This is a genomic window from Stenotrophomonas geniculata (genome assembly GCF_034508895.1).
GTDB classification, from domain to species: Bacteria; Pseudomonadota; Gammaproteobacteria; order Xanthomonadales; family Xanthomonadaceae; genus Stenotrophomonas; species Stenotrophomonas geniculata.
The window spans coordinates 2,728,564-2,753,995 of the sequence record NZ_CP140571.1 but is presented as its reverse complement, the minus strand read 5'-3'; the positions used below and the strand labels follow the sequence as shown (position 1 = coordinate 2,753,995).

Here is a 25,432-nt window from a genome sequence, read left to right as displayed (position 1 = left end):
GCCTGCAGGCCCTACCGGTCAATCGACTTCAACCATCTCGAAATCGGCCTTGGTCACCCCGCAATCGGGGCAGGTCCAGGTCTCGGGGATGTCCTCCCAGCGCGTCCCCGGCGCGATGCCCTCCTCCGGCAAGCCTTCCGCTTCGCTGTAAAGGAAGCCGCAGACCACGCACATCCAGGTGCGCAAGGTGGTGGGGGTGGCATCGCTCATCGGATAATCAGGGCTGGATTCACGGGCCGCCATTGTCCCATCGCGGCCCACGCACCGGTAGCCATCGATGACTTCTGCTTCCCCGGCGCCCCGCGGCGTCTACCTGATCACCCCGGACGAGCCCGATACCGCGCACCTGCTGGCCCGTACCGCGCCGCTGCTGGCCGCTGGCGCCACCTGGCTGCAGTACCGCAACAAGACCGCCAACGACGCGCTGCGGCAGGAACAGGCCACCGCCCTGCAGGCGCTGTGCGCGGAGCGCGGCGTGCCGCTGATCATCAACGACGACCCGGCGCTGGCCAAGGCCGTGGGCGCGGCCGGCGTGCACCTGGGCGGCACCGACGGTGACATCCCCAGCGCGCGCGCCCTGCTCGGCCCCGACGCCATCATCGGCGCCTCCTGCTACGACCAGTTGGCCAATGCCGAGAAGGCCGTGGCTGCCGGCGCCAGCTACGTGGCCTTCGGCGCGTTCTTCCCGACCACCACCAAGATCACCACCAGCCGCGCCCATACCGACCTGCTGCGGCAAAGCGCCGCACTGGGCGTGCCGCGGGTGGCGATCGGCGGGCTGACGCCGGACAATGTCGGTCCCATCATCGACGCCGGCGCCGACCTGGTGGCCGTGGTCAGCGGCATTTACGCCGCGCAGGACCCGGTCGCGACCCAGCGCGCCTACCTCGCCCAGTTCGCGTAACGCCCAGGAAAGCCCCATGAACCACGACCAGTCCCACGCCCTGTTCTCCCGCGCCCAGCAGCTGCTGCCGGGCGGCGTCAATTCGCCGGTGCGCGCGTTCAAGTCGGTCGGCGGCGAGCCGTTCTTCGTCGAACGCGCCGACGGCGCCTACCTGTACGACGTCGACGGCAACCGCTACATCGACTACGTCGGTTCCTGGGGCCCGATGATCGTCGGCCACAACCACCCGGCGGTGCGCCAGGCGGTGAAGAAGGCGATCAACAACGGGCTGTCGTTCGGTGCGCCGTGCGCGGCCGAAGTGACCATGGCCGAAACCATCACCCGGCTGGTGCCGTCGTGCGAGATGGTGCGCATGGTCAACTCCGGCACCGAGGCCACGCTGTCGGCGATCCGGCTGGCGCGTGGCGCCACCGGCCGCAACCGCATCGTCAAGTTCGAAGGCTGCTACCACGGCCACGGCGACTCGTTCCTGGTCAAGGCCGGCAGTGGCATGCTGACCCTGGGCGTGCCGACCTCGCCGGGCGTCCCGGCCGGCCTCAGCGAGCTGACCCTGACCCTGCCCTACAACGATTTCGAAGCCGCCACCGCGCTGTTCGAACAGCAGGGTGACGACATCGCCGGCCTGATCATCGAACCGGTGGTCGGCAACGCCAACTGCATCCCGCCGCGCGAGGGGTACCTGCAGCACCTGCGCGAACTGTGCACGAAGCATGGCGCGCTGCTGATCTTCGATGAAGTGATGACCGGCTTCCGCGTCGCCCTCGGCGGTGCGCAGGCGCACTACGGCATCACCCCGGACCTGACCACCTTCGGCAAGATCATCGGCGGCGGCATGCCGGTGGGCGCCTACGGCGGTCGTCGCGAGCTGATGCAGCAGATCGCCCCGGCCGGCCCGATCTACCAGGCCGGTACGCTGAGCGGCAATCCGGTGGCGATGGCCGCTGGCCTGGCGATGCTGGACCTGATCCAGCAGCCGGGTTTCCACGCCGACCTGGCCGAGCGCACGGCGCGCCTGTGCGCCGGCCTGGAAGCCGCCGCCGCCGAAGCCGGCGTGGCCGTGACCACCACCCGCGTGGGCGCGATGTTCGGGCTGTTCTTCACCAACGAGAAGGTGGAGACCTATGCACAGGCCACCGCCTGTGACATTCCGGCGTTCAACCGCTTCTTCCACGCAATGCTGGACCAGGGCGTGTTCCTGGCACCGTCTGCGTACGAGGCCGGCTTCCTGTCCAGCGCGCACGACGATGCCGTGATCGAAGCAACGCTGGCCGCTGCACGCGTGGCGTTCAAGGCCGCCAAGGGCTGATCGCAAAAAGGGACGGAGCGGATCAAGTCGTTTGTGTACAAACGACTTGATCCGCTCCGTCCCCTTTTTTCAACCGAAGACGAACTTGCCCTTCATCATCGCGAAGTGGCCGGGGAACGAGCAGAAGAAGGTGTAGTCACCGCCCTTCTGCAGGCCCTGGGTAGAGAAACGCACACGCGTGGTCTCACCACCGCCGATCACCTTGGTGTGCGCCAGCACGCGCTTGTCGGCCTTCGGCAGGTAGCTGTCGGCCAGGGTCATGCGCATGCCCGCCATCGCCACCGGCTGATAGTCGGCGGTGCGGGTCAGCACCCAGTTGTGGCCCATCGCGGTAGTGGCCAGCTTGCCGGTGTGGCGCAGGGTCAGGTCCACGGCGGTGCAGTCGGCGGCGACCTTGATCTCGCGGCTGCTGAAGCTCATCTGGTCGGTGCTGTCGATGCTCACCGCACACACCCGCGCCATCGCCGACGGCGCCAGCATCAGCGCGCCCACTCCCACTGCCACCCTCCAAGCCTTCATCGTTGCATCTCCTGCGGATTCAAGCGCCATTCTAGGCAGGCCCCTGTGGCCGCGTCTGCGACCGTCTGTCGCATGGCTGCTCCAGGGTTTCCCGAGTGTTCACTGCAATGGCATGCTCGGCCGATGCGTATCGATCTGTTGCTGTTGGATGTGGATGGCGTGCTGGTGCAGTACCAGCGCGCGCAACGCGTGCTGCACCTGGCCCAGGCGCTGCAGGTTCCGGCGCAGGCCGTGCAGGCCGCGCTGTATGACAGCGGACTGGAAGCGGCGCATGACAATGGCACGCTGGATGGCCCGGCCTATCTGGCGCAGCTGGGGGAGCGTCTGGGCACGACTGTCGATGTGGCTGCATGGACCGCGGCGCGGCGGGCCGCCAGCCATCCGCAGGCTGCCGTGCTGCAGCGGCTGCAGGCCCTACAGCTGCCGATGGCGGTGCTGACCAACAACGGCGCGCTGATGCAGCAGGCCTTGCCCACCCTGCTGCCGGAACTGTTCCCGGCCCTGCGGGAGCGCGTGTTCTGCAGCGCCGGTTTCGGCCTGCGCAAACCCGCACCGGAAGTCTTCCTGCGCACGCTTGAGGTACTCGGCGTGGCGCCTTCGCACACGCTGTTCATTGATGACCTGTTCGCCAATGTGCGCGGCGCACGCGCTGCCGGCCTGCACGCGGAAACCGTGCGCGATGGCCGGGGATTGGGCAAGGTGTTGAAGCGCTATCGGATCGCGTGACGCGCTGTAGAGCCGAGCCCATGCTCGGCTCCTGTTGCCTGACATCGCGATGAGCCGAGCGTAGGCTCGGCTCTACAGATGCCCCTGCAGGCTTCAGCGCGCGGCAATGAACGCAGCAATCGCTGCGCGCAGGCGCTTGAGGCCTTCGGCCACTTCTTCGTCGGTGATGTTCAGCGACGGCACGAAGCGCAGCACGTCCGGGCCGGCCTGCAGGGTCAGCAGGCCCTGCTCGGCGGCGTGGTCGAGGATCGCACCGGCCTGGCCGGCAAAGTCCTTGCTCAGCACCGCGCCCAGCATCAGGCCACGGCCACGCACGTCGCTGAACACGCCGAATTCTTCGTTGATGCGCGCAAAGCCATCGCGCAGCGCCTTCGACTGGCGGCTGACATTGGCGGCGATCTCCGCAGAGGCCAGCTTGCGCAGCGCAACGCGTGCGACCGCAGCGGCCAACGGGTTGCCACCGAAGGTGGTGCCGTGCGCACCGAACTGCATGGTTTCGGCCACCTTCGGGCCGGCCAGCATCGCACCGATCGGGAAGCCGCCACCCAGCGCCTTGGCCAGGGTGACCATGTCCGGCACCACGTCGTCCTGCCAGTGCGCGAACAGCGTGCCGGTGCGGCCCATGCCGGCCTGGATCTCATCCAGCACCAGCAGCGCGTTGTGCTGGTCGCACAGCTCGCGCACGCGCTTGAGGAAACCGGACTTGGCCGGCATCACGCCGCCCTCGCCCTGGATCGGCTCCAGCATCACCGCTGCCACGTCACCGGCGGCCATCGCAGTTTCCAGCTGCACCTCATCGTTGAAATCGATGTAGCGGAAGCCACCGGGCAGCGGCTCGTAGCCTTCCTGGTACTTCGGCTGGGCAGTCGCGGTCACTGCGCCCATGGTGCGACCGTGGAAGCTGCCGCGGAAGGTGATGATCACCCGCTTGTCGGCCGGGCGGCCCTGGCTGGAGGCCCACTTGCGGACCATCTTGATCGCCACTTCATTGGCTTCGGCGCCGGAATTGCACAGGAACACGCGCTCGGCGAAGCGGCTGGCCTTCACCAGCTCCTCGGCCAGGTGCAGCGGCGGCGCGCTGTAGAACACGTTGCTGGTATGCCAGAGCTTGCCGGCCTGTTCGACCAGCGCGGCCACCAGGTCCGGGTCGTTGTGGCCCAGGCCGCACACGGCGATGCCGGCGGCCAGGTCGATGAACTCACGGCCCTGGCTGTCCCACACGCGGGCGCCCTGGCCTCGCTCCAGTACCACCTGGCGGGGCTTGTAGACCGGCAGGTAATAGTGCGAAAGGGAGATCAGCGGATCGGTAGCGGCGGTCATGGCAGTCGGCAGGATTCAGGAATCCCCATTCTCGCGCCGGAACCCCTGCGGCACAATGCGCCCATGCGACCGTTTTCCGCCCCCCAGCTGAACCCCGCCACCGAGACCGGCTGGCGCCGCCGGTGGTTCGACATCATCTACCGCCACGACACCCGCCCTTCGCGCAATTTCGACCTGATCCTGGTGGTGGCAATCGTCGCCAGCATCCTGGTGGTGATGATCGACAGCGTGCAGCACCTGCACGCCGAATGGTCCACCGGCCTGTACATCCTGGAATGGGGCTTCACGATCATCTTCACCGCCGAGTACCTGCTGCGGCTGGCGGTGGTCAAGCGCCCGCTGCGGTATGCGGTGAGCATCTGGGGCATCATCGACCTGCTGTCGATCCTGCCCGCCTACCTGTCGATGTTCATCCCCGGCGCGCAGAGCCTGCTGGTGGTGCGCGCACTGCGCATCCTGCGCGTGTTCCGCATCCTCAAGCTGACCCGCTACATCGAAGAAAGCGGCGTGTTGATGACGTCGCTGTGGCGCAGCCGGCGCAAGGTGCTGGTGTTCCTGTTCACGGTGATCACCATCACCATCATCGCCGGTGCGCTGATGTACGTGATCGAGGGCCCCGAACACGGCTTCACCAATATCCCGGCCAGCATGTACTGGGCGGTGGTGACCATGGCCACGGTCGGCTTCGGTGACATCGTGCCGCAGACCGTGCTCGGCCGCTTCGTCACCTCGGTGCTGATCCTGATCGGCTACAGCATCATCGCCGTGCCCACCGGCATCTACACCGCCGAACTGGCCAGCACCATGCGCGAGGCCGAACAGGCCGCGCGCCGCGATGCGCGTGGCTGCCCGGACTGCGGGCTGGAAGGCCATGAGCCGGATGCACTGCACTGCCGCAAGTGCGGTGGCAAGCTGCCGGATGCGTTCAACCATTGAGGCACATGCCGGCCAGCGGCCGGCACTACCCTGGGCGCTTACGCAGGGATGCGTGCGCCGTTGCTCATCGCATGCGGTTGCTGGTGGTCACCAGATCGTTGTATGCGGCGAGGATCGTTGACTGCGCCCCTTCCGGGTCGGTGGTAAGCCAACTGCCCGACGCCTTCCGCTCTGCCGCCAGCGCTTCGGCGGTGATCGGCTTGTGCTGCTCCAGACGCTCGACGCCGCGTCCCGCGGTACGCACCAGCTTGTCCGCCGAACGCTGCACGTGGCCCCACATCGGGTCGTCCTTGCCGACACCGCCATTCTGGATTTCCGTCACCAGAGCCTGATAGTCAGCCAGCTGCGCGCGCAACGCTGCAACGTCCGGTGCGTCGTGCTGGAACGCGGTGGCCAGTTGCTTGCCATCGCCCAGCAGGCGAAGGTGGTAGTAGGCCAGCGAACGCCCTTCGCTTTCCTCGATCTGCTTCAGCTGCGCGGCACGGCGATCGTTCTCGTTCTTTTCCAGCGCCACATCCATCGCTTCGCTGGCCTTGAAGAAATCGGCGTAGGCCTGCATCAACGGGGCATGCTGGCTGCGCATCCCTTCACCGCCATCACGGCGATAGTCCTCGCGGGTGAAGTAGCCATCGGCACGCTCGACCAGGGTGTTCAATGCCTGGAATGCCTGCTGATAGTCACGCGCGGGGCCATCCATCGGCAGTGCCGGGGTCTTCGCCAGCGCGTCGGTCAGTGGCTGGCCGCAGTACTCCACGCGGTGCGACAGCACCTTTCCGGGCGAACGCGGCTGCGCTTCCTTGCCGGTCGGGCCGGCTTCGGGGTCCTTCATCCAGCTGGTGTAGGCCTGGAAGCCCTCGTGGATGGGCTGTTCAACGCCGTTGTAGCACTCGATGTAGGCGTTCACCTTCTCCAGGCCGGGGTCGGCCACCGGCAGCCCTGCCGATTTGTTGCAGCCGCTCAGGCCCGCCACAGCGCCGATCAGCAGCAGCGGCGCGATACGCAGACAGGACGTCGTCATGGTCTCTCGCATGAGTACTGGCGCGCCGGTCACTGGCGGTTGCTCTGGAAAACGAGCGAGTTGTATTCCTGCATCAGCTTGCTGGCCGAACCGCGCGGCGCCATCGACGGCGAATCAAGCATGCGTCGTTCGAAATCGGTGTAAGGCTTTTTCTCACTGACGCGCTGCAGCCGCTCCTTGCCTTCGCGCCGGAAATTCTCGGCACCACGTTCGAAGCCTTCCCAGTCCGACTTGCCCGGCTCCTGGTCGGCAACCTTGGCGTGCGCTTCATCGGAAATGCGGTTGAAGGCATCCAGGCGTTCGCGGGCCTTGGCCTGATCGAAATCATCCTCGCTCATCAGATCCATGATGGCCTTGGCCTCCAGCATCATCGCCAGACGGTAGTACTCGCGCGTGCGCCCCTCAGCCTGCTCCAGCGCCTTGAGCTGCTCGCGCTGGGCGGCGTCGTTCTGGCGCTCCAGCTCGGCATTGAACCTTTCGCTTGCAGCCACGAAATCCTTGAAGGCGGCCATCAAGGGCGCGTGCAGCTGCTTGCCCTTGGCAAACTGGTCGTCTTCGTAGTCCTGGCGATCGTAGTAGTCGTGCGCGTCCTTGCTGACCGGCACCAGCGCCTTCAGCGCCTGCTGGTAATGGCCTGCAGCAGCATCGAGTTCGGCCAGCGCCGGCTTGGCAGCGATCGCCCCGGTCACCGGAGCGTCGCACTGCTTCATGTCGTAATCGCTGATCTCGAACGGTCCGTACACGTGCGTCTCGCGCCCGGTCGGGCCAGCGTCGACGTCCTTGATCCAGCGCGTGTAGGACTGGATGCTGCCGTGGGTCTTCGAATCCAGCGCGTTGAAGCAGCCGATGTAGGCGTTGAGCTTGGCGGTCAACTGCTGCTGTGTGTCGGACGGCGCCGCGCTGGCGTCCGGCGTGCCGGAGGCAGCGGCGCCGCCCGCAGCTGCGGGGGCCTTGCCACCGCAGGCGGTCAGGATCAACGACAACGAAGCGGCCAGCGCCGCGACGGAAAGAGTGCGTGACATGTGTTCACATCCCTGTTGAAAACGATTACAGCCACGTATTCTAACGCAGCAGGCCAAGGGTCGCAGCCCTCGGCCTCTTCCCGCGATGCGCGATCAATCCAGGAACAGATCCGGCAACAGCGCGCGCGACGGATCCACCGCATAGCCCGAAAGATCGGTAATACCGGCCTGCGCCAGCACTTCATCGTCGATCAGGAACCGGCCGTGGAAGCCGGCCGCTTCGCGCACCAGCACCGCGTGTGCGGCATCGGCCATGATCTGTGGCGTGCGGCAGCCAGCCGCATCCACGCCCGGAATCATGTTGATCGCATCGGTGGCGATGACGGTGCGCGGCCACAGCGCATTCACCGCCACGCCCTGCGGGCCGAATTCCGCGGCCAGGCCCAGGGTGACGAAGCTCATGCCCATCTTCGCCAGCGTGTAGCCGGTATGTGCGCCCCACCACTTCGGCTCCAGGCTCGGCGGCGGTGCCAGGGTCAGGATGTGCGGGTTCGGCGCCTGCAGCAGGTACGGCAGGCAGGCCTGCGCGCACAGGAAGCTGCCGCGCGAATTGACCTGCTGCATCAGGTCGAAACGCTTCATCGGCGTATCCAGCGTGCCGCGCAACCAGATGGCGCTGGCATTGTTGATCAGGATGTCGATGCCACCGAAGGTGTCGACCGTGGCCGCCACCGCCGCCTGCACCTGCTCTTCCTCGCGGATGTCGCACTTCAGCGCCAGGCCCTGCCCGCCTGCAGCCGTCACCGCTTCGGCGGCGGTGTGGATGGTGCCCGGCAGCTTCGGATTCGGCACCGACGACTTGGCCGCAATGGCCACATTGGCGCCGTCGCGCGCAGCGCGCAGTGCGATGGCCAGGCCGATGCCACGCGAGGCACCGGTGATGAAAAGCGTTTTGCCCTGCAGACTGCCCACGTTCCACACTCCAGCGTATGCAATGAGCCGCTAGTATGCCGCGCCGACGCGGAGTTCACCCGCCCTTGACGATACTCGGGCCTCCAGACAACGCACGAGGTCCACGCCATGCGCCGTTCCCGCCTGTTGCTGCCTGCCCTGGGGCTTGCCCTGCTGACCGCCTGCCAGGGCCGTTCGCCGGAACCCGGAAAGGAGCCGCCCGCCGGTGACGCGCCCAGTGCGGAGAAGGCCGCCGCCGACGGCAAGATGCGCTGGAGCGAGGCGGTGGTCTGGGATGGCGACCTCAACGCCTGCCGCCAGGGCGAGAACGCGGCCACCCGGGATTGCCTTCGCGACGCGATGCGCGCCGGTGGCGCCAGTGCCGATGCCATCACTGCGGCCGAGCAGTTGTCCACCGGCGGCGAGTTGGCCTATGTGACCGCATGGCACGAGAACGAAGGACTGGGCATTGCCACGGTCGAGTATCCGTTCCGCGCCAACACCAATGAAGGTACCCGTCTGGTCGATGCCAGCGGCAAGCGCATCGATGTGGATGCCGTGCAGTTGGACGACACCCTGCGTGCCGACCCCACTGTGCAGGAACTGCTGAAGGCCAACCCGCAAGCCACGCCGTTCGCACCGGCGCAGTCGGCCGGCGCCTCGCCATTGGATAACGGCGGCATCCGGCTGCTGTACCGCACACCGCTGCGCGACTGCCACGCCTGCCCGGACGTGGGACAGTTGCAGATCGCCTATGACTTCGACGCCAAGCGCAATTTCATCGGCCAGCAGGTGGTGCCGGCAACGCCGTAAGGCCACCGCCCCCTGTAGAGCCGAGCCATGCTCGGCTCTACATTTCTATTCCTGGTACAGCACTGCCACGCCATCACCACGGGCAAGCCGTTTCACCTGATCCAACGTATCCACCGCCATCACGGAGTACGTGACCTCCACGCCGGAGTGCAGGCGCCCCTCGGCGGTGTCCTGACCAGGCTCCACAGATATCAGCTTGCGGATTCCGGCGAATCGATAAAGGTACGGCCTACCGTCTTCACCCACCAGGCGACCGGTCAGATCCTCATACCCGGAAGCAAGCGCTTCTGCATTCTCAAGAGCGTGTTCATCGTTGTCGGCACTGATCAGGTACACGTTCTCATGCACCAGGAACGAGCCCTGGCTTGGGCTCTCGTAATAGAAAATTGCGTGCGCGCAATACCACATGCATCACCTCGATCATTCTCTTGCGGATTGTCCCTGGATGTCGCGAGCCTTCTGCTGCCGATGGAATCCACATTCATGCGGCACTGGGCAATGAGCCGTTTAGCCGTTGAGCAGCCCGCGGATCACAGACCGCATCCACGCATGGCGTGGATCTACCGGTACAACTGCACCTGCTTCTCCAGCAGATGCGGCACGATCAACCGGTGCACCGGCGCAACCGGCAGCATGTACGCGCGCCCGAACGCGTTGTGCGTATGCACCACGGTCGCCACTTCCAGCACGTCGCCCTGCCACTGCAGGGCCAGCTGCACACGCAAGTGGCGGTCGTTGTCCTCCAGCACGATGGCATCGTCATCCATCGACTGCAGGGTGAAGATGCCCAGCCGCTGGCCCGGTTGAGGATCTTCGACAACCTGCACCGCCCGCAACGAGCCCAGATGCTTCATGCCGAGCAGGCGCATGCCGTGGTTGCGCAGCGCCATCAGCCCATCGAACCAGCCGGGAATGGTCGCCGCCATGTCGCGGTAGGCCTGCAGTGAGGTACGCCCGTCGCGCCGGGTGGTGGCCTGACAGGCGTGCACGAAGTCGGCACCAGGCAACTGCGCACGCAACACATTGCCCGCGCTCGGCGGGCCGGTCACTATCCGCGAAGCCTTCACGGCTTGGGCCCCTGCCCTTCGTTGTCTTCCCAATGCAGGATGCGGCGGGTGACGAAGCGGTAGACCGGCTTGCCGGTAGCAAACCACAGTTCGCGCACCCACGAGGTGCGCTTGAGCAACCGCTTCTCCACCGGCGTAAGCAATTCACGGCAGTACATGCGCTTGTGCTTGAGCAGGTGGCGCAGGTCCTCGCGGGCCAGCAGGCGCATCCAGCGCGAGCGAGGGTTGCCGATCACCGCCAGCTGGAAGTCGATCAGCGCCGGCCGTCCATCTTCAGTGACCAGCCAGTTGGCTTCCTTGGCCAGATCGTTGTGGGCCACGCCGTTGCGATGCAGCTGCTGCAGCAGCCGGCGCGCGGCGCGGAACCAGGCCAGGTCGCCGCGCGGCGGACGCTGGTACATGGCGTCGCCGGCCATGAAGCTGCGATCCAGGTGATGGCCATTCCAGGCCAGCAGCTGCGGTACGTCGGCCATGCCGTGAATGTGCTGCAGCGCGCGGGCTTCACGGCGGGCCAGCCACCACGCAGGCAGCCGCAACCACAGCGGCGTGGCGCCCAGATCACGGCGCACGAAGGGGCCATCGGGCCCTTTCACAAGGAGGATCCGGCCGAAGCTGTCGGCCTTCAAAGCATGCGGTTGAGCGTCAGGCGTATGCGGCATGGGCCCATTCTAGGCGATGGCACTGGTTGCAAACGGTCACGAAGCGGCTGGGAACCAGTCACCTTCACGCCCCTATAATCGGGCAATGGACTCTTCATGGATCGACGCCACCCTCGCGTGGATTGCCGCTCATCCCGTGTTGGCGGGTGCGGTCATTTTTCTGATCGCCTTCTGCGATGCGGTCATCATTCTCGGCGCGATCGTGCCGGCGCTGCCGTTGCTGTTCGCGGTGGGCGTGTTCATCGGCCTGGGCCAGATCTCCGGGCCGTACGCGGTGGCGGCGGCAGCCCTGGGCGCGTTCGCCGGTGACGGCATCAGTTACTGGATCGGCCGCCGCTGGGGCGACCGGCTGCGTGGCGTGTGGCCGTTCAGCCGCTACCCGCAGCTGCTCGACCGCGGCGAGAACCTGTTCCGCCGCAACGCCTTCAAAAGCATCCTGATCGCGCGCTACGTCGGCGCGATCCGCCCGTTCGTGCCGGCCATCGCCGGCATGATGAAGATGCCGGCCAGCCGCTATGTACAGGCCAGCGGCATCGCCAGCATCTCCTGGGCCGTGTTGTTCCTGGCCCCGGGCTGGATCCTCGGTGAGGCGTATGACGCGGTGGCCGCCGTGGCCGGGCGACTGGTAGTGGTGGTCGGCCTGCTGGCGGTGATCCTCGGCCTGGTCTGGGCCATCGTGCTGTATGGCTACCGCTGGTCGGCCGCGCGCATGGACAACTGGCTGGCACGCCTGCTGGACTGGTCCAACCGCCACCCCACGCTGGGCCGCTATACCGTCGGCGTGCTTGATCCCAAGCGCCGTGAATCGGTGCCGCTGGCGATGTTGGCGTTGATGCTGCTGGTACTGGGCTGGGGCTGGTTCGCATTGTTGACCGTGGTGGTCGCGCACGGCGAGCCGCTGGCGATCGACCTGCTGGTGCACCAGGCCATGCTGGCGCTGCGTAATCCGCTGGCCGATTACCCGATGGCCGCGCTGGCATCGCTGGGCGCCTGGCAGGTACTGCTGCCGGCCACCGCTGCAGCGATGGGCTACCTGATCTGGCGCCGGCGCTGGATGGCGGCCGCACATTGGCTGGCCGCCCTCGCCTTCGGCCTGGCGCTGACCATGCTGCTGGGTGCCACCGTGGATGTGGTGCGCCCGGTCGACGCCAGCAGCGGCTTCGGCTTCCCTTCGGTGTCGGTGACCATGGCCACCATCACCTTCGGCTTCTTCGCAGTGCTGATCGCGCGTGAGATGCCCGGCCGCACCCGCGTCTGGCCGTACCTGGTGTCGGGCATCGTGGTCAGCCTGATCGGCTTCTCGCGCCTGTACCTGGGTGCGCATTGGCTGAGCGACGTGATCGGCGGCATGCTGTTCGGCACGTTCTGGCTGCTGGTGCTGGGCATCGCCTACCGCCGCCGCTTCAACCGCTCGTTCTGGGTGAAACCGGTGGCCTGGCTGTTCTATGGCGTCTTCGCCGTGGCGACGATGTGGTACGCGCCGCGCCACATCCCGGTGAAGCTGGAACGCTTCGAGCCAACCCTGCCGGCACCGCAGGCGATGGACATGCAGGCCTGGTGGCAGCACGACTGGGTGCAGCTGCCGGCGCGTCGCAACGAGTTCGACGACGACCAGCGCTGGCCGCTGGACGTGCAGGTGGCCGGCCCGCTGGCCCCGCTGCAGGCGCAGCTGGAGGCACGCGGCTGGAAGCGGCAGGAACAGGCGGGCTGGCAACAGGCGCTGCTGATGCTGGACAAGAACACCGGCGCCGACGAACTACCGGTGCTGCCGGCCACGCTGGACACCCGCGTGGAAGCACTGCTGATGGTGCGCCAGGGCGCGCAGCCGGATGAGCGCTATGTGCTGCGCCTGTGGCCGGCGCCCGCGCAGCTGCAGCCGGGCAGCACGCCGCTGTGGCTGGGCAGCGCGCAGACCCTGCGCTACGAGCGCCACTTCGAATGGATCGGCATGTGGCACCCGCTGCGTGGCGTCGACCCGGCATTGAATGCTGTGAAGGACGCCGTGCAGGACCTGCCGCAGCGCGAGGATGTGCACAGCGAAACCGGGTTGCCGGTGCTGCGGTTGAAGACCACACCGTGATGGAGCCGCCGGGCATGGCCCGGCGCTACCGGAACACGGACGGGTAGCGCCGGGCCATGCCCGGCGGAGGTAGATCCACGCCATGCGTGGATGGCTTCTACGGCATCCAGCCCAGCAACTGCTGCAGTCGCTGGTGCGGGTCGTCCATCTGCAGCAGCTGCAACCGCTGCTGCTCGCTCAGCGGCAACAGCTCGGCCAGCCGCCAGCCGACCCAGCTGGCCTGGTCCAGCAACGCCGGGTTGGCCGGTGCATAGGCTTCACCCGCCTGTTCGATGATGTGCCCCAGCACCGTGGCCAGCAGCGCATGCTGCGGCCGCAGTTCGTCGTCGGGGTCTTCCTCGCACCAGCGCACGTCGGCCACCACCAGCCCGTTGTCGCGCACGCGGGTGCGCTCGACATGGAAACGGCGGGTGCCGCGCAGACGCAACTGCAGCACGCCATCGGCGCCGACATCGAAGTCTTCGATGCGTACCTGCACGCCATACGCGGCCGGCGTTGCCGGGGCTCCCACTTCCTGGCCGTCGAGGATCAGGCAGACACCAAAGCCCTCACCACTGCGGCCGCTGTCGCGCACCAGATCCAGGTAGCGCCGTTCGAACACGCGCAGGCCCACCGCCGCACCTGGCACCAGCGTGGTGTGCAGCGGAAACAGCGGCAGCGAACCGTCGACGCTCATCGGGCCTGCAGCGCGGCAAGGAAGCGGCGCGGTGCGCCGTCGAAGCCACCGTTGGACATGAACACCACGTGGTCACCCCTGCGCGCGCTGGCCTGCAATTGCGCCAGCAGCGCGTCGGTATCGGGCACCGCGTGCGCTTCGCCACGCACTGCGGCGATCACCGCAGCAGCATCCCAGGCCAGTTCCGGGCGATGCAGGAACACCACTTCATCGGCCAGCGCCAGCGAGGGGGCCAGCGCCTGCGCGTGTGCGCCCAGCCGCATCGAATTGCTGCGCGGCTCCATCGCGACCACGATGCGCGCATCGCCCACCTTGGCGCGCAGCCCTTCCAGCGTGGTGGCGATTGCGGTCGGGTGGTGGGCGAAATCGTCGTAGACGGTGATGCCCTCGTGACTGCCGATCACTTCCATGCGGCGCTTGACGCTGCGGAAGCGCGCCAGCGCCGGGATCACCTCGGCCGGCGCGACACCCACCGCATGTGCGGCTGCCAGCGCCGCCAGGCCGTTGAGCACGTTGTGGCGGCCCAGCAACGACCACTGCACATCACCCAGTGCCTGCCCGCGGTGGTGCACGCGGAACGCGCTGCCATCGGCAGCCAGCAGTTCCGCATGCCACTCCAGCGATGGATCGAAGCCGAAGCGCTCGATCGGGGTCCAGCAGCCCATCGCCAGCACTTCGGCCAGATGCTGATCCTCGCCATTGACGATCAGTCGGCCACGCGCCGGCACCGTGCGCACCAGGTGGTGGAACTGGCGCTGGATCGCGGCCACGTCCGGGAAGATGTCGGCGTGGTCGTATTCAAGGTTGTTGAGGATGGCCACCAGCGGCCGGTAGTGCACGAACTTGCTGCGCTTGTCGAAGAAGGCGGTGTCGTACTCGTCGGCCTCGACCACGAACTCGCGGCCCTGGCCCAGGCGGGCGGAGACGCCGAAATCCTCGGCGACGCCGCCGATCAGGAAACCGGGAGAACGACCGGCGCTTTCCAGCAGCCAGGTGAGGATGGTGGTGGTGGTGGTCTTGCCATGGGTACCGGCCACGGCCAGCGTGTCGCGGCCCGGCAGCACCTGTTCGGACAGCCACTGGGCACCGGAAATGTAGCGCTGGCCGGCGTCGAGCACGGCCTCAACGGCGGCATTGCCGCGCGAGAGTGCGTTGCCGATCACCACCTCGTCGGTGCCCGGTGGCACGCTGTCGGCGCGGTAGCCCTGGTCCAGGGTGATACCCAGCTGCTCGAGCTGGGTCGACATCGGCGGATAGATGGCCTGGTCGCTGCCACTGACCGTATGGCCCAGTTCCCGCGCCAGGGCGGCCACGCCGCCCATGAAGGTGCCGGCGATTGCAAGGATATGTACGCTGCTCATGACCGAGGATTGTGACCGATGACGGCTGTATAGGGCCAATGTCCGATCCGGGGTAAGACAAGTCCTACACAGGATGTGAGAAAACTCCAATCATCTGTCAGGGAATTCCCGATAGCGATGTTCTGTGAACCCGGACACAATTCGAACTGCCAGCCGCAGTACCCGAACCGGTCCTACTCCCCAAGAGGCCATCCCCAAGGGAGCTCATGCTGCGGGGCCCTGAGCAAGCCCTCTGCTGGCGCCTATCAAACGACACAGGCCTGGTCCTCGCGGACCAGGCCTGTGTTTTTTGCGCCCGAAGGGCCGGCAGTGCACCGGCCCTGCAGGATCAACCCTTGATCGCCGCCAGGATGCGGGCTTCGATCTCGTCCAGCTCGCCGACGCCATCGACGCGGGCCAGGGTGCCACGGCCGGCGTAGAAGTCCACCACCGGGGCAGTCTGGTCGTTGTAGACCTGCAGGCGCTGGCGCACCGCTTCCGGCGTGTCATCGGCGCGGCCCTGCTCCTTGGCGCGACCGGCGATGCGGTCGACCAGCAGCTCGGTGGCCACGTCCAGCTGCACCACGGCATCCAGCGGCTGGCCGATCTTGGCCAGCAGGCCGTCCATCGCATTGGCCTGGGCCACATTGCGCGGGTAGCCATCGAGGATGAAGCCCTTGGCGACATCGGCCTGGGTCAGGCGCGACTCCAGCATGCCCAGCAGGATGTCGTCCGACACCAGGTTGCCGGCATCCATCACCGTCTTGGCCTGCTTGCCCAGCTCCGTGCCGGCGGCGATTTCCGCGCGCAGCATGTCACCGGTCGAAATGTGGGCGATCCCCAGCTTTTCCTTCAGGCGCGTCGCCTGTGTCCCCTTGCCCGAACCGGGCGGTCCCAACAGAACCAATCGCATTGACCTGACTCCAACGTGTTGAAAACAAAGAAGGTTCGCGTCCCGGACGGACCGGTATCGCTGCACCGCAATAGCGCCACTTTACCGCATCCGGGTAATGTCCCTGCAATGTCCCCTCCCCCGAGCAGGTAGAAGCATGCGCAACGGTACTCTCCTCTACGCCCAGTCCGGCGGTGTCACCGCGGTCATCAATGCCACGGCGGCAGCGGTGATCGAGCAGGCCCGGGCCAAGGGCATCAAGGTCCTTGCCGCCCGCAACGGCATCCTCGGCGCGCTGCGCGAGGAGCTGATCGACACCAGCAAGGAGAGCGCCGCCGCGATCCGCGCCCTGGCCCATACCCCGGGTGGCGCCTTCGGCTCGTGCCGGGTGAAGCTGAAATCGCTGGACGCCGACCGCGCCCGCTACGACCGCCTGCTGGAGGTGCTGCGCGCGCACGACGTGCGCTGGTTCCTCTACAACGGCGGCAACGACTCGGCCGATACCGCGCTGAAAGTCTCGCAGCTGGCCAAGGCCTCCGGCTACGACCTGACCTGCATCGGCGTGCCCAAGACCATCGACAACGACCTGGCAGTGACCGACACCTGCCCCGGCTTCGGCTCGGCGGCCAAGTACACCGCCGTCTCGGTGCGCGAAGCGGCGCTGGACGTGGCGGCGATGGCCGAGACCTCCACCCGCGTTTTCATCTACGAGGCCATGGGCCGCCACGCGGGCTGGCTGGCTGCGGCCGCCGGCCTTGCCGGCAACGGCGATGACGAAGCGCCGCACATCATCCTGCTGCCCGAACGCGCCTATGACGAGGCGGCGTTCCTGGCCAAGGTCAAGGCCGTGGTCGACCGCGTCGGCTACTGCGTGGTGGTGGCGTCGGAAGGCATCGCCACCGCCGATGGCCGCTTCGTCGCCGATGCCGGTGGCGGCAAGGACTCGTTCGGGCACTCGCAGCTGGGCGGCGTGGCCGCGCACCTGGCTGGCCGGGTCAAGGACCAGCTGGGCCTGAAGGTCCATTGGGCGCTGCCCGATTACCTGCAGCGCTCGGCCCGCCACCTGGCCAGCAGGACCGACTGGGAGCAGGCGCAGGCGGTCGGCAAGGCCGCGGTGCAGCTGGCGCTGAAGGGCCAGAACGGGGTGATGCCGGTGATCGTGCGCAGCAGCGACGCACCGTACCGCTGGAAGATCGAAGCGGCGCCGCTGTCGAAGATCGCCAACCATGAAAAGAAGATGCCCGCCGGCTTCATCCGCCGCGACGGCTTCGGTATCACCGCCAAGGCGCGCGCCTACCTGTCGCCGCTGATCAAGGGCGAAGCCCCGCTGCCGTATGGCACCGATGGACTGCCCAGGTACGTCACGCTCAAGAACGTGGCGGTGAAGCAGAAGCTGCCGGCCTTCGAAGGCTGAGCCGAAAAAGGGGACGGAGGGGATTGAGTCGTATACGCCCCTCTGTGCTGAGCCCTGTGCGGAGCGCAGGGCACATTGCGGCGGCCGCCGAAGCACCCCACAATCGGGCTCCGGCCCGGGGCAAAGGGGCCGCCGCAAGCCAGATTCGACGCTGCCCGGCCTTCAAGGCCCGGGCCTGTGCTGCCATTTCACAAGGACTGTAACCATGAAGCACCCGATCCTGATCGCCGCGCTGCTGTGCGGTGCCGCCGCACCCGCCTTCGCTGCGACCTGCGAAAGCAACTTCCAGAAGAAGGGCAATCCCTTCGTCGGCACGACCTTCACTTCATCGGTCACCCATCCGGACCTGACCGTGGCGAGTGCCATCGGCCAGATGCGGGTGATCGCCAAGAACGCCAACATGGATGTCCTCAGCGAGGACGTGGAAGGCGGCTCGATGCTGATCGAAGAGCCGGAATCCATGGCCCACAAGCCGATCCCGATGATCATCAGCGCCACTTCCGAAGGCGGCCAGGGCACCGTCGGCATGGTGGTGAAGGTCAACAAGGGCGCCATTGCCTCGGCCGACGGCGTGCGCGAAGAAATGTGCAAGCTGCTCAACCAGGTCAAGCCGGGCAAGGCTGGCGAACAGGCAGCCAAGGCCACTCCGCAGGCGTCGGTGGTAACGATTGCCGCCGACCGCTTCGGCTTCCAGCTGCGCAACCAGAACAAGGACAACCCGGCCGCGGTCGAGCCGCGCTACAAGGGCAAGACCTACGCCATCACCGGTCGCATCACCACCGTGCTGCGCAGTGGCGGCACCTACAACACCAGCTTCGACCTGCCCAGCGATGGCAGCATCGACTTTGAGCGCGTGGCTATTTCCTGCTCGTTCGCAGCCAACCAGGCCGCGTATGCGCTGGCCCTGCGACCGCGCGAGAAAGTGACGCTGACCGGCGTGGTCGACAGCTACGACCAGATTGGTCGTGTGTTGTGGCTGAAGGACTGCCGCGGCAACTGATCGCTGCAGGCATGGGAATGGCCCGGGTGCGCAGGCGCCCGGGCCTTTTCGTTTCCACAGCGGTTCACGCCTGGCGCACGTGCATCGCAGGATGATGGATGCCCTGCCAGGAGATCGTCATGGCACTGCGTGTTGTTCGACTCGGTACGCCGCGCCAACCCGGCGAGGGACTGCGTATCGGCACCGTCAGGCGCCCACCGCGCGGCGTGCCGCGCAGCGAGTTCGCCCGGCAGGACTGGTACGACGTCTGGTTTCCGCCCCTGTCACCGAGCGCGGAGCTGGTGAAGCGGGCGCATGAAGCGAAGACCGCCGCCGACTGGACTGCCTTCTTCCGCGATTACAAGGCGGAGATGAAGGCGCCGGATGCGGCCCACGCGCTGGACCTGCTGGCCGCGATGTCACGGCACAGCGACATCAGCGTAGGGTGCTACTGCGAGGACGAAGCGCATTGCCATCGCAAGGCATTGCGCGAGTTGCTGGTAGCGCGGGGGGCGAAGCCGGCCGGAGAATGATGGCGCGCCGCAGTAGATCCACGCCATGCGTGGATGCGGCATCGGTGCCGACCAACGGTCGGCACCCACCTGTATCAATTACAGGCCTTGCCTTCCATCTGCAGCTGCGCGGCGAACATGGTCACCTGCGGAATCTGGCCGGCCGCGGCCTGCTTCTTGGCCTCTTCCAGATAGATGCGCGACTGGCCTTGACCGTCCAGCTCGACCTTGTTGCTCGACGGCAGTCGCCACACGCGCACCACCGCCTGCTGTGCCGGGCATGCTGCGCTGGGCACGCGGATCACATCATTGAGCTTCCAGCCCTTGTCGGCACTTGGCTGTGCCTTGGTGTAGTCGACAAAGCGCGCGCGCGGCTGGCACTGCTCGCTGGTCCGCACCGACGCAAAGCGATACGGCTCGGCCGCCTGGCCGGTGAAGGCACCTTCCAGGCGCGCGCAGGCCTCGGGGATCTGCCGCAGGGTGTGCACTGCGCCCACTGCCTGGGGAGCGCCCACGGCGCGCTGCAGCTCCGGGGTTTCCGCGGCGAGTGCCGGTACGGCCGGGACCAGGGCGGCAAGCATCAACAGGGACAGGCGCATGGGGAATCTCCTACGGGACTGTGCGCAGGCTTGCAGAGGCTGGCTTAACGGGGTGCAAAGGCCTGCGGTTCTCGAATCACGCCCATGGACTGGCGGCATGCGCCGCAGCTCGCAGCAGCCCGTCGTGCTCGGCCTCTGAGAGCCAGTCGAGCATGGCTCGACTCTGCAAGTGGCGGCACGCATACTGCGGGTACCAGGGAATGCTGAACACCGCCATACGTCGGACGACCGCCAAGGTCGGTACGGGTTGGTTCCAGGCTGCAGCCCGTCGTCCCCCTCGTGGTGCCGTTCATCGCCACTGGATGCCTACATCCATTCTGCGGAGGGGTCTAATGCTGGAACGTCACGGGCTTTCATTGGCGCTGGGCTGCGCCATTCTCGCGATCCTGTTCGGAATCGTCTCGGCGCGCTGGATCCTGCGCCAACCCACCGGCAATGAACGCATGATCGCGATCGCCACCGCGATCCAGGAAGGCGCGCGTGCCTACCTCAACCGCCAGTACCTGACCATCGGCGTGGCCGGCGTGGTGCTGTTCGTGCTGGTCGGTGTGTTCCTCAGCTGGTACACCGCGATCGGCTTCGCGGTCGGCGCGGTGCTGTCCGGCGCGGCCGGCTACATCGGCATGAACGTGTCGGTACGCGCCAACGTGCGCACCGCCGAGGCCGCACGCCATGGCATCAGTGCGGCGATGGACGTCGCCTTCCGCGGCGGTGCGATCACCGGCATGCTGGTGGTCGGCCTGGGCCTGCTGGGTGTGGCCGGCTATTACGCACTGCTGCTGCGGATGGGCCTGCCGATGGAACAGGCGCTGCACGCGCTGGTCGGTCTGGCGTTCGGTTCGTCGCTGATCTCGATCTTCGCGCGTCTGGGCGGTGGCATCTTCACCAAGGGCGCCGACGTCGGCGCCGATCTGGTCGGCAAGGTGGAAGCCGGCATTCCCGAGGATGACCCGCGCAACCCGGCGGTGATCGCCGACAACGTCGGTGACAACGTCGGCGACTGTGCCGGCATGGCCGCCGATCTGTTCGAGACCTATGCGGTCACCGTGATCGCCACCATGCTGCTGGGCAGCCTGATGCTGGCCGAGGCGGGCGCCAATGCCGTGCTGTATCCGCTGGTGCTGGGCGGTGTGTCGATCATTGCCTCGATCATCGGTGCGCTGTTCGTCAAGGTGAAGCCTGGCGGCTCGATCATGGGCGCGCTGTACAAGGGCGTGATCGTCTCCGGCGTGCTGGCCGCGATCGCGTTCTACCCGATCACCACCGGGCTGATGGCCGACAATGTGCATGGTCCCATCGCGCTGTATGGATGCGCGCTGATCGGCCTGGTCCTGACCGGCCTGATCGTGTGGATCACCGAGTACTACACCGGCACCCAGTACAAGCCGGTGCAGCACGTGGCGCAGGCGTCGACCACCGGCCACGGCACCAACATCATCGCCGGCCTCGGCATCTCGATGAAGTCCACCGCGCTGCCGGTGGTGGCCGTGTGTGCAGCGATCTGGGGCGCGTTCGCGCTGGGCGGCCTGTACGGCATCGCCATCGCCGCCACCGCGATGCTGTCGATGGCCGGCATGATCGTCGCCCTCGATGCCTATGGACCGATCACCGACAACGCTGGCGGCATCGCCGAGATGGCCGAGCTGCCCTCGGAGATCCGCGACATCACCGATCCACTGGATGCGGTGGGCAACACCACCAAGGCGGTGACCAAGGGCTATGCGATCGGCTCGGCGGCGCTGGCCGCACTGGTGCTGTTCGCCGACTACACGCACAACCTGCAGGCCGCGCATCCCGGCCAGGAGTTCCGCTTCGATCTCAGCGACCACACGGTGATCATCGGCCTGCTGATCGGTGGCCTGATCCCCTACCTGTTCGGTGCGATGGCGATGGAAGCGGTCGGCCGTGCGGCAGGTGCGGTGGTGGAGGAGGTACGCCGCCAGTTCCGCGAGATCCCCGGCATCATGCAGGGCACCGGCAAGCCGCAGTACGACAAAGCGGTGGACATGCTGACCCGCTCGGCGATCCGCGAAATGATCGTGCCGTCGCTGTTGCCGGTGGCGGTACCGGTGGTGGTCGGCCTGCTGCTGGGGCCGCGCGCACTGGGCGGCCTGTTGATCGGTACGATCGTGACCGGCCTGTTCGTGGCCATCTCGATGACCACCGGCGGCGGCGCCTGGGACAACGCCAAGAAGTACATCGAGGACGGCCACTTCGGTGGCAAGGGCAGCGAAGCGCACAAGGCCGCGGTGACCGGTGATACCGTCGGTGACCCGTACAAGGACACCGCCGGCCCGGCAATCAACCCGCTGATCAAGATCATCAACATCGTCGCGCTGCTGCTGGTACCGCTGTTGTAGATCCACGCCATGCGTGGATGGCGGCGCCGAATGGGGTCAGCGCCCTCTCCTGCGGAAAGGGATCCGACCCCATCGTCAATCACCCCCCGCGCAGGAAGAAGGACACCGGCACCATCACGTCCACCGGGTCGCCGGCTACCTCGGCCGGCGGCGCCGGTACCGGGCTGGCACGTCGCACGGTGTCCAGCGTCTCCTGGTCGAGCAACGCGAAGCCACTGCTGCGGCCCAGTGTCAGCCCCGAGACCGCGCCATCCCGGGCCACGGCAAAACGCACGTAGACCACGCCCTGCTGGCGCAGCCGCTCGGCCTGGCGCGGATAGCGCCGATGCTTCTGCAGATGCCCGAGCAGGCGCCCCTCCCAGGTGGCCTCGGCGCGACTGCGCTCGCCGGCGGTGGTCTGCGGTGCGGTGTAGCGTGCGGCCGCGTCGGCCGCCACCTGCGGCGGTGCGCTGGTCTGCGCGACATTGGCCTCGGCGGTGTCCGGCGAGGGCGTCGGCTCCGGCGTACGCGGCGGTGGCAGGTCACCCTGCGGCTGCACCGGTGCCTTGGGTTGCTCACGCAGGGCCGGTTTCGGCGCCTGTCGCTGCTGTTGCTGTTGCAGCGGCCCAGTGGCAACCTCGCGCGGCGGCACCGGAGGCGCCTGTGCCATCGGCGCCAGCTCCAGCATCAATGCAGCGGGCGGCGCTGCGGCGGCCACCGCCGGTGCGCGCGCCGCCCACCAGCAGGCCACGCTGACCAGCAACGCATGCACCAGCAGCACGATCGCCAGGCTGGTCGCCCAGCGCCGCAGTCCGCTCATCGCGCGCCCTGCTCCAGTCCAACCAGTGCCACCTTCAGGTAGCCCGCCGCACGCAGCGCATCCAGCGTTGCCATCAGTTCACCGTAAGGCACGCGGGTATCGGCACGCAGGAACAGGCGTTGCGCGGTGTCACCGTGGGTGGCTACCTGCAGCGCAGCGGCCAGCCCGTCGCGTGCCACCGCCTGCTCGCCGACACGCAGCGACAGATCGGCCTGCACGGTCACGTACACCGGCGCCTGTTCCGGCGGCGTGGCACTGGCACTGCTGGCCGGCAGCTGCACCGGTACCGACACGGTGGCCAGCGGTGCCGCCACCATGAAGATGATCAACAGCACCAGCATCACATCGATGAAGGGCGTGACGTTGATCTCGTGCGATTCTTCCGGCGTGTCGTCGCGGTCGGACGCGGTCCTGATGGCCATCGCCGCCTCTCAGTGCACCGCACGCAGCGACGCCGCTGCAGCGCGTGGAAGGGCGCGGTCGAGATCGCGCGAGACCAGCTGCTGCACGGCCGCCGACAGATCGCCGAGCAGGCCACGCAGACCGGCCAGCACGCGACTGAAGTGGTTGTAGACCAGTACCGCCGGGATCGCGGCGACCAAGCCGAGCGCGGTGGCCAGCAGCGCCTCGGCGATGCCGGGTGCGACCACCGCCAAGTGGGTGGTGTTGCTGTGGGCGATACCGATGAAGCTGTTCATGATGCCCCACACCGTGCCGAACAGGCCGACAAACGGCGCCACCGCGCCAATGCTGGCGAGCACGCCGATGCCGCGCCGCTGCACGCGTGCGGCTTCCAGTTCGATGCGGTCCAGGCGCGAGCCGATGCGTTCCTTGATGCCGTCGCGCCCTTCCAGATCCTGCGACAGGCGCAGTTCGGTGCGGGCCGCATCCAACATCGCCAGCGCAGTGCCCTGCTGCACACTGGCATCGGCGCTCTCGCCGGGCAGGCTCGGCGCCTGCAGCAACAGCGCGCGCGCCGCCCGCAGCTGCCGGGCCTGGCGGGCCAGCTCCCAGCCCTTGGCCAGCAGCACCGTCCAGGTGGCCAGCGACGCCAATGCCAGCGCGATCATCACGGCTTTCACCACCACGTCGGCGGCCAGGTACATGCCCCACGGGGTCAATGCGTGGGCGGCCACAGGAGCCAGGTCAGCAGGCAGCATCGTCTCGGTTTCCATCAGCATCAGGGGTCGCCGCGCGACGACGGGCCGCGCGCGGATCATGGGCGTCGTCCACTTCCACAACCGGATGGGGCTCCAGCCGCGGTGCGGGTCGACTGAGCACGTAGCCGGCGCTGACCGCGAAGAACAGGCCCACGCCCAGCAGAAGACGCCACGACGGGTGCGCACCCCAGCAGAACAGGGCAAAGCCCACCGCCATGCCGGCACTGGCGAACGCCTTGCCCTTGCGCGACACCGCGCCCTGCTCACGCCACAGCCGCAGTGACGGTCCGTAGCGCGGATGCGCCAGCAGGCGCTGCTCGAACTTCGGCGAGCTGCGTGCGAAGCAACCCACGGCCAGGATCAGGAAGATGGTGGTTGGCATCACCGGCAGCAACGCGCCGATTACCCCGAGGCCGACCATCAACCAGCCCAGCGCGAACCAGAGCCAGCGCATCAGCGTTGCGCCTGCGGGCGCGCGCCGTGCATCAGGCGAATTCCACTTCGACGTGGCCGTGCACGCTGCGGAACGCGGCATCGGCTGCGTCGATCACCTGCTGCTCCTGCTCGGCACTCAGCGGCACCGCGTCCAGCGCGGCGGTGAACTCACGCCAGTGGCGCGCCGCACCATCCGGGTGCGCGGCCAGGTGGCGGGCGCCGAAGTCACGGTCCAGCCCGAGCTTGGCGGCCATCTTGTAGAGAATGGTGCCGCCCAGGTTGGAGCCTTCGGCTACGTACAGCCAGCCAAGGGCGGCCGGCAGCGCCAGGTCCGAGGGCAGCGCGTCGATGTCCGCGCCTGGCAGGGTCTGCTCCAGGTCCTGCAGGTCGCGCGCGATCTGGGCCAGGCGGCGGCGCTCACCGAGATCGGGCAGCAGTGCGTCCAGCGCAGGGTTGGCATACAGCGCATCGATGCTGCGGTGGAACCGATACTGCACGCGCAGGAAACGGGCGAAATTGCTGCGGTCGGCGAAGATGTCGCCGGCCATGATGCGCTTGTCCAGGGCACCGTGGCTGTCGCGGGTGGCGGCCTTGAGCCGCAGGCTGCGGCTGTCTTCGGGAGCGATGTGTGCGTTCATGGGGGATGCCAAGGGGGTCGTCGTGCTGTAGACGTTCGCCGCGGGGCTTTCCCCAAGGCCGTGTGCGCCGATAATGGACCATCCCTTCTTCCAGCAGGAACCGATGATGATCACCACCGAACCGCGCATGACCAACCTGTTCCTGCAGCTGGGCCTGGACGCCAGCGCCGAGGCCATCGCCCGTTTCATCCGCGAGCACCAGCTGGCCACCGACGTTGAAGTGGTCGAGGCACCCTACTGGAACGATGCCCAGCGCCAGTTCCTGTCCGAATCGCTGCAGGCCGATGCGGCATGGAGCACGGTGGTGGATGAGCTGAACGAGTCGCTGCACGAAGATGCAGTGAAGGCTGCGACCGGGCTGTAAACA

General features: G+C 67.3%; 29 protein-coding genes. 11 read left to right on the top strand and 18 right to left on the bottom strand.

The genetic code is table 11. The annotated features are described in order from the left end of the window. Nucleotides 1-18: 18 nt before the first annotated feature. The gene (locus tag RI032_RS12695; RefSeq protein ID WP_014038358.1) at nt 19-243 is read right to left on the bottom strand and encodes a rubredoxin; all 225 of its coding nucleotides are present in this window, start codon (nt 241-243) and stop codon (nt 19-21) included. Nucleotides 244-277: 34 nt separating this feature from the next. Here RI032_RS12695 and thiE point away from each other — a divergent pair, with 34 nt between their 5' ends. Both thiE and hemL read left to right on the top strand, forming a co-directional pair. Further along, entirely contained in the window at nt 278-904 is a 627-nt protein-coding gene (thiE, locus tag RI032_RS12690) for a thiamine phosphate synthase (protein WP_100446658.1), read from the top strand. Nucleotides 905-920: 16 nt separating this feature from the next. Continuing rightward, nucleotides 921-2,210: a glutamate-1-semialdehyde 2,1-aminomutase gene (gene hemL / locus RI032_RS12685; protein WP_322547090.1), complete on the top strand. Its 1,290-nt coding sequence runs from the start codon at nt 921-923 to the stop codon at nt 2,208-2,210. Between the two features lie 69 nt (nt 2,211-2,279). Here the strand turns inward: hemL and azu are convergent, their stop codons facing one another. Further along, nucleotides 2,280-2,729 (bottom strand): azurin, encoded by a 450-nt coding sequence (azu, locus tag RI032_RS12680; protein WP_019338772.1) that lies wholly within the window; start codon nt 2,727-2,729, stop codon nt 2,280-2,282. Nucleotides 2,730-2,852: 123 nt separating this feature from the next. Here azu and RI032_RS12675 point away from each other — a divergent pair, with 123 nt between their 5' ends. Then, nucleotides 2,853-3,455, top strand: a complete 603-nt coding sequence (locus RI032_RS12675; protein ID WP_019338773.1) for an HAD-IA family hydrolase — start codon at nt 2,853-2,855, stop codon at nt 3,453-3,455. A 93-nt stretch (nt 3,456-3,548) separates the two neighbouring features. Here RI032_RS12675 and RI032_RS12670 read toward each other — a convergent pair whose 3' ends face one another. Further along, nucleotides 3,549-4,775 carry an acetylornithine transaminase gene (locus RI032_RS12670; RefSeq protein WP_010484016.1) on the bottom strand — a complete coding sequence of 409 codons (1,227 nt, stop codon included), beginning with the start codon at nt 4,773-4,775 and terminating at the stop codon, nt 3,549-3,551. Nucleotides 4,776-4,838: 63 nt separating this feature from the next. On the opposite strand from RI032_RS12670, the gene RI032_RS12665 reads away from it, so the two are divergent. Beyond that, nucleotides 4,839-5,711 carry an ion transporter gene (locus RI032_RS12665; RefSeq protein ID WP_054172451.1) on the top strand — a complete coding sequence of 291 codons (873 nt, stop codon included), beginning with the start codon at nt 4,839-4,841 and terminating at the stop codon, nt 5,709-5,711. A gap of 64 nt (nt 5,712-5,775) precedes the next feature. Here the strand turns inward: RI032_RS12665 and RI032_RS12660 are convergent, their stop codons facing one another. The 3 genes from RI032_RS12660 to RI032_RS12650 form a co-directional block, all read right to left on the bottom strand. Continuing rightward, on the bottom strand, nt 5,776-6,741 hold the full coding sequence (locus RI032_RS12660; RefSeq protein WP_322547089.1) for a YiiG family protein: 966 nt from the start codon (nt 6,739-6,741) through the stop codon (nt 5,776-5,778). A 17-nt stretch (nt 6,742-6,758) separates the two neighbouring features. After that, a complete protein-coding gene (locus RI032_RS12655) occupies nt 6,759-7,751 on the bottom strand; it encodes a YiiG family protein (protein ID WP_010484013.1) in 993 nt (330 codons plus the stop codon). A 93-nt stretch (nt 7,752-7,844) separates the two neighbouring features. Next, the gene (locus RI032_RS12650) at nt 7,845-8,663 is read right to left on the bottom strand and encodes an SDR family oxidoreductase (RefSeq protein ID WP_049412060.1); all 819 of its coding nucleotides are present in this window, start codon (nt 8,661-8,663) and stop codon (nt 7,845-7,847) included. A gap of 108 nt (nt 8,664-8,771) precedes the next feature. Between RI032_RS12650 and RI032_RS12645 the strand changes: the two genes are divergently transcribed. Next, the gene (locus tag RI032_RS12645; protein ID WP_049412063.1) at nt 8,772-9,455 is read left to right on the top strand and encodes a hypothetical protein; all 684 of its coding nucleotides are present in this window, start codon (nt 8,772-8,774) and stop codon (nt 9,453-9,455) included. Between the two features lie 45 nt (nt 9,456-9,500). On the opposite strand, the gene RI032_RS12640 is transcribed toward RI032_RS12645, so the two are convergent. From RI032_RS12640 to RI032_RS12630, 3 genes are all read right to left on the bottom strand, one after another. Next, nucleotides 9,501-9,863, bottom strand: coding sequence for a DUF4288 domain-containing protein (locus RI032_RS12640; protein WP_019338778.1), 363 nt, complete (start codon nt 9,861-9,863; stop codon nt 9,501-9,503). 152 nt (nt 9,864-10,015) lie between these two features. Then, complete coding sequence (locus RI032_RS12635; protein WP_425603798.1) at nt 10,016-10,504, bottom strand: DUF2867 domain-containing protein; 489 nt, start codon at nt 10,502-10,504, stop codon at nt 10,016-10,018. Between the two features lie 14 nt (nt 10,505-10,518). Continuing rightward, entirely contained in the window at nt 10,519-11,181 is a 663-nt protein-coding gene (locus RI032_RS12630; RefSeq protein WP_107380352.1) for a serine/threonine-protein kinase, read from the bottom strand. A gap of 85 nt (nt 11,182-11,266) precedes the next feature. Between RI032_RS12630 and RI032_RS12625 the strand changes: the two genes are divergently transcribed. Then, the gene (locus RI032_RS12625) at nt 11,267-13,261 is read left to right on the top strand and encodes a bifunctional DedA family/phosphatase PAP2 family protein (RefSeq protein WP_322547087.1); all 1,995 of its coding nucleotides are present in this window, start codon (nt 11,267-11,269) and stop codon (nt 13,259-13,261) included. Nucleotides 13,262-13,358: 97 nt separating this feature from the next. Here the strand turns inward: RI032_RS12625 and RI032_RS12620 are convergent, their stop codons facing one another. The 3 genes from RI032_RS12620 to RI032_RS12610 all read right to left on the bottom strand — a co-directional run bounded on the left by RI032_RS12620 (nt 13,359) and on the right by RI032_RS12610 (nt 16,190). Next, the gene (locus RI032_RS12620; RefSeq protein WP_019338782.1) at nt 13,359-13,937 is read right to left on the bottom strand and encodes an LON peptidase substrate-binding domain-containing protein; all 579 of its coding nucleotides are present in this window, start codon (nt 13,935-13,937) and stop codon (nt 13,359-13,361) included. Further along, nucleotides 13,934-15,298 (bottom strand): UDP-N-acetylmuramate:L-alanyl-gamma-D-glutamyl-meso-diaminopimelate ligase, encoded by a 1,365-nt coding sequence (gene mpl, locus RI032_RS12615; RefSeq protein WP_019338783.1) that lies wholly within the window; start codon nt 15,296-15,298, stop codon nt 13,934-13,936. The genes RI032_RS12620 and mpl overlap by 4 nt, the downstream gene beginning before the upstream one ends. Before the next feature lie 328 nt (nt 15,299-15,626). Beyond that, nucleotides 15,627-16,190 (bottom strand): adenylate kinase, encoded by a 564-nt coding sequence (locus RI032_RS12610; protein ID WP_010484004.1) that lies wholly within the window; start codon nt 16,188-16,190, stop codon nt 15,627-15,629. Nucleotides 16,191-16,326: 136 nt separating this feature from the next. On the opposite strand from RI032_RS12610, the gene RI032_RS12605 reads away from it, so the two are divergent. From RI032_RS12605 to RI032_RS12595, 3 genes are all read left to right on the top strand, one after another. Then, nucleotides 16,327-17,583 (top strand): 6-phosphofructokinase, encoded by a 1,257-nt coding sequence (locus tag RI032_RS12605; RefSeq protein ID WP_049412081.1) that lies wholly within the window; start codon nt 16,327-16,329, stop codon nt 17,581-17,583. Nucleotides 17,584-17,788: 205 nt separating this feature from the next. Next, nucleotides 17,789-18,583: a hypothetical protein gene (locus RI032_RS12600; protein ID WP_010484002.1), complete on the top strand. Its 795-nt coding sequence runs from the start codon at nt 17,789-17,791 to the stop codon at nt 18,581-18,583. A gap of 119 nt (nt 18,584-18,702) precedes the next feature. Further along, a complete protein-coding gene (locus RI032_RS12595) occupies nt 18,703-19,095 on the top strand; it encodes a DUF488 domain-containing protein (protein ID WP_010484001.1) in 393 nt (130 codons plus the stop codon). Nucleotides 19,096-19,169: 74 nt separating this feature from the next. Here RI032_RS12595 and RI032_RS12590 read toward each other — a convergent pair whose 3' ends face one another. Next, nucleotides 19,170-19,673 carry a hypothetical protein gene (locus RI032_RS12590; RefSeq protein ID WP_322547086.1) on the bottom strand — a complete coding sequence of 168 codons (504 nt, stop codon included), beginning with the start codon at nt 19,671-19,673 and terminating at the stop codon, nt 19,170-19,172. A 332-nt stretch (nt 19,674-20,005) separates the two neighbouring features. Here RI032_RS12590 and RI032_RS12585 point away from each other — a divergent pair, with 332 nt between their 5' ends. Then, nucleotides 20,006-22,033 (top strand): sodium-translocating pyrophosphatase, encoded by a 2,028-nt coding sequence (locus RI032_RS12585; RefSeq protein WP_109814439.1) that lies wholly within the window; start codon nt 20,006-20,008, stop codon nt 22,031-22,033. Between the two features lie 79 nt (nt 22,034-22,112). Here the strand turns inward: RI032_RS12585 and RI032_RS12580 are convergent, their stop codons facing one another. From RI032_RS12580 to RI032_RS12560, 5 genes are read right to left on the bottom strand one after another with little or no spacing between them, the layout of a single operon-like run. After that, the gene (locus RI032_RS12580) at nt 22,113-22,832 is read right to left on the bottom strand and encodes an energy transducer TonB (RefSeq protein WP_322547085.1); all 720 of its coding nucleotides are present in this window, start codon (nt 22,830-22,832) and stop codon (nt 22,113-22,115) included. Then, entirely contained in the window at nt 22,829-23,254 is a 426-nt protein-coding gene (exbD, locus tag RI032_RS12575; protein WP_049412088.1) for a TonB system transport protein ExbD, read from the bottom strand. The genes RI032_RS12580 and exbD overlap by 4 nt, the downstream gene beginning before the upstream one ends. A gap of 9 nt (nt 23,255-23,263) precedes the next feature. After that, a complete protein-coding gene (exbB, locus tag RI032_RS12570; RefSeq protein ID WP_322547084.1) occupies nt 23,264-23,992 on the bottom strand; it encodes a tonB-system energizer ExbB in 729 nt (242 codons plus the stop codon). After that, nucleotides 23,979-24,446, bottom strand: coding sequence for a YbaN family protein (locus RI032_RS12565; RefSeq protein WP_019338794.1), 468 nt, complete (start codon nt 24,444-24,446; stop codon nt 23,979-23,981). The genes exbB and RI032_RS12565 overlap by 14 nt, the downstream gene beginning before the upstream one ends. Nucleotides 24,447-24,477: 31 nt before the next feature. Next, on the bottom strand, nt 24,478-25,065 hold the full coding sequence (locus RI032_RS12560; RefSeq protein WP_019338795.1) for a biliverdin-producing heme oxygenase: 588 nt from the start codon (nt 25,063-25,065) through the stop codon (nt 24,478-24,480). Between the two features lie 106 nt (nt 25,066-25,171). On the opposite strand from RI032_RS12560, the gene RI032_RS12555 reads away from it, so the two are divergent. Further along, nucleotides 25,172-25,429, top strand: coding sequence for a DUF2789 domain-containing protein (locus RI032_RS12555; protein ID WP_057502949.1), 258 nt, complete (start codon nt 25,172-25,174; stop codon nt 25,427-25,429). Nucleotides 25,430-25,432 lie beyond the last annotated feature (3 nt).

Excerpts from the sequence above, each read along its gene's own strand:
- RI032_RS12610 (WP_010484004.1), bottom strand. The coding sequence starts at position 16,190 with ATGCGATTGGTTCTGTTGGGACCGCCCGGTTCGGGCAAGGGGACACAG.
- RI032_RS12600 (WP_010484002.1), top strand. The coding sequence starts at position 17,789 with ATGAAGCACCCGATCCTGATCGCCGCGCTGCTGTGCGGTGCCGCCGCA.
- RI032_RS12670 (WP_010484016.1), bottom strand. The coding sequence starts at position 4,775 with ATGACCGCCGCTACCGATCCGCTGATCTCCCTTTCGCACTATTACCTG.
- RI032_RS12630 (WP_107380352.1), bottom strand. The coding sequence starts at position 11,181 with ATGCCGCATACGCCTGACGCTCAACCGCATGCTTTGAAGGCCGACAGC.
- RI032_RS12655 (WP_010484013.1), bottom strand. The coding sequence starts at position 7,751 with ATGTCACGCACTCTTTCCGTCGCGGCGCTGGCCGCTTCGTTGTCGTTG.
- RI032_RS12695 (WP_014038358.1), bottom strand. The coding sequence starts at position 243 with ATGGCGGCCCGTGAATCCAGCCCTGATTATCCGATGAGCGATGCCACC.
- RI032_RS12665 (WP_054172451.1), top strand. The coding sequence starts at position 4,839 with ATGCGACCGTTTTCCGCCCCCCAGCTGAACCCCGCCACCGAGACCGGC.
- exbB (WP_322547084.1), bottom strand. The coding sequence starts at position 23,992 with ATGCTGCCTGCTGACCTGGCTCCTGTGGCCGCCCACGCATTGACCCCG.
- RI032_RS12625 (WP_322547087.1), top strand. The coding sequence starts at position 11,267 with ATGGACTCTTCATGGATCGACGCCACCCTCGCGTGGATTGCCGCTCAT.
- RI032_RS12620 (WP_019338782.1), bottom strand. The coding sequence starts at position 13,937 with ATGAGCGTCGACGGTTCGCTGCCGCTGTTTCCGCTGCACACCACGCTG.
- RI032_RS12585 (WP_109814439.1), top strand. The coding sequence starts at position 20,006 with ATGCTGGAACGTCACGGGCTTTCATTGGCGCTGGGCTGCGCCATTCTC.
- hemL (WP_322547090.1), top strand. The coding sequence starts at position 921 with ATGAACCACGACCAGTCCCACGCCCTGTTCTCCCGCGCCCAGCAGCTG.
- RI032_RS12565 (WP_019338794.1), bottom strand. The coding sequence starts at position 24,446 with ATGCGCTGGCTCTGGTTCGCGCTGGGCTGGTTGATGGTCGGCCTCGGG.
- RI032_RS12555 (WP_057502949.1), top strand. The coding sequence starts at position 25,172 with ATGATCACCACCGAACCGCGCATGACCAACCTGTTCCTGCAGCTGGGC.
- RI032_RS12660 (WP_322547089.1), bottom strand. The coding sequence starts at position 6,741 with ATGCGAGAGACCATGACGACGTCCTGTCTGCGTATCGCGCCGCTGCTG.
- thiE (WP_100446658.1), top strand. The coding sequence starts at position 278 with ATGACTTCTGCTTCCCCGGCGCCCCGCGGCGTCTACCTGATCACCCCG.
- exbD (WP_049412088.1), bottom strand. The coding sequence starts at position 23,254 with ATGGCCATCAGGACCGCGTCCGACCGCGACGACACGCCGGAAGAATCG.
- RI032_RS12605 (WP_049412081.1), top strand. The coding sequence starts at position 16,327 with ATGCGCAACGGTACTCTCCTCTACGCCCAGTCCGGCGGTGTCACCGCG.
- RI032_RS12645 (WP_049412063.1), top strand. The coding sequence starts at position 8,772 with ATGCGCCGTTCCCGCCTGTTGCTGCCTGCCCTGGGGCTTGCCCTGCTG.
- RI032_RS12590 (WP_322547086.1), bottom strand. The coding sequence starts at position 19,673 with ATGCGCCTGTCCCTGTTGATGCTTGCCGCCCTGGTCCCGGCCGTACCG.
- RI032_RS12595 (WP_010484001.1), top strand. The coding sequence starts at position 18,703 with ATGGCACTGCGTGTTGTTCGACTCGGTACGCCGCGCCAACCCGGCGAG.
- azu (WP_019338772.1), bottom strand. The coding sequence starts at position 2,729 with ATGAAGGCTTGGAGGGTGGCAGTGGGAGTGGGCGCGCTGATGCTGGCG.
- RI032_RS12560 (WP_019338795.1), bottom strand. The coding sequence starts at position 25,065 with ATGAACGCACACATCGCTCCCGAAGACAGCCGCAGCCTGCGGCTCAAG.
- RI032_RS12675 (WP_019338773.1), top strand. The coding sequence starts at position 2,853 with ATGCGTATCGATCTGTTGCTGTTGGATGTGGATGGCGTGCTGGTGCAG.
- RI032_RS12640 (WP_019338778.1), bottom strand. The coding sequence starts at position 9,863 with ATGTGGTATTGCGCGCACGCAATTTTCTATTACGAGAGCCCAAGCCAG.
- RI032_RS12580 (WP_322547085.1), bottom strand. The coding sequence starts at position 22,832 with ATGAGCGGACTGCGGCGCTGGGCGACCAGCCTGGCGATCGTGCTGCTG.
- mpl (WP_019338783.1), bottom strand. The coding sequence starts at position 15,298 with ATGAGCAGCGTACATATCCTTGCAATCGCCGGCACCTTCATGGGCGGC.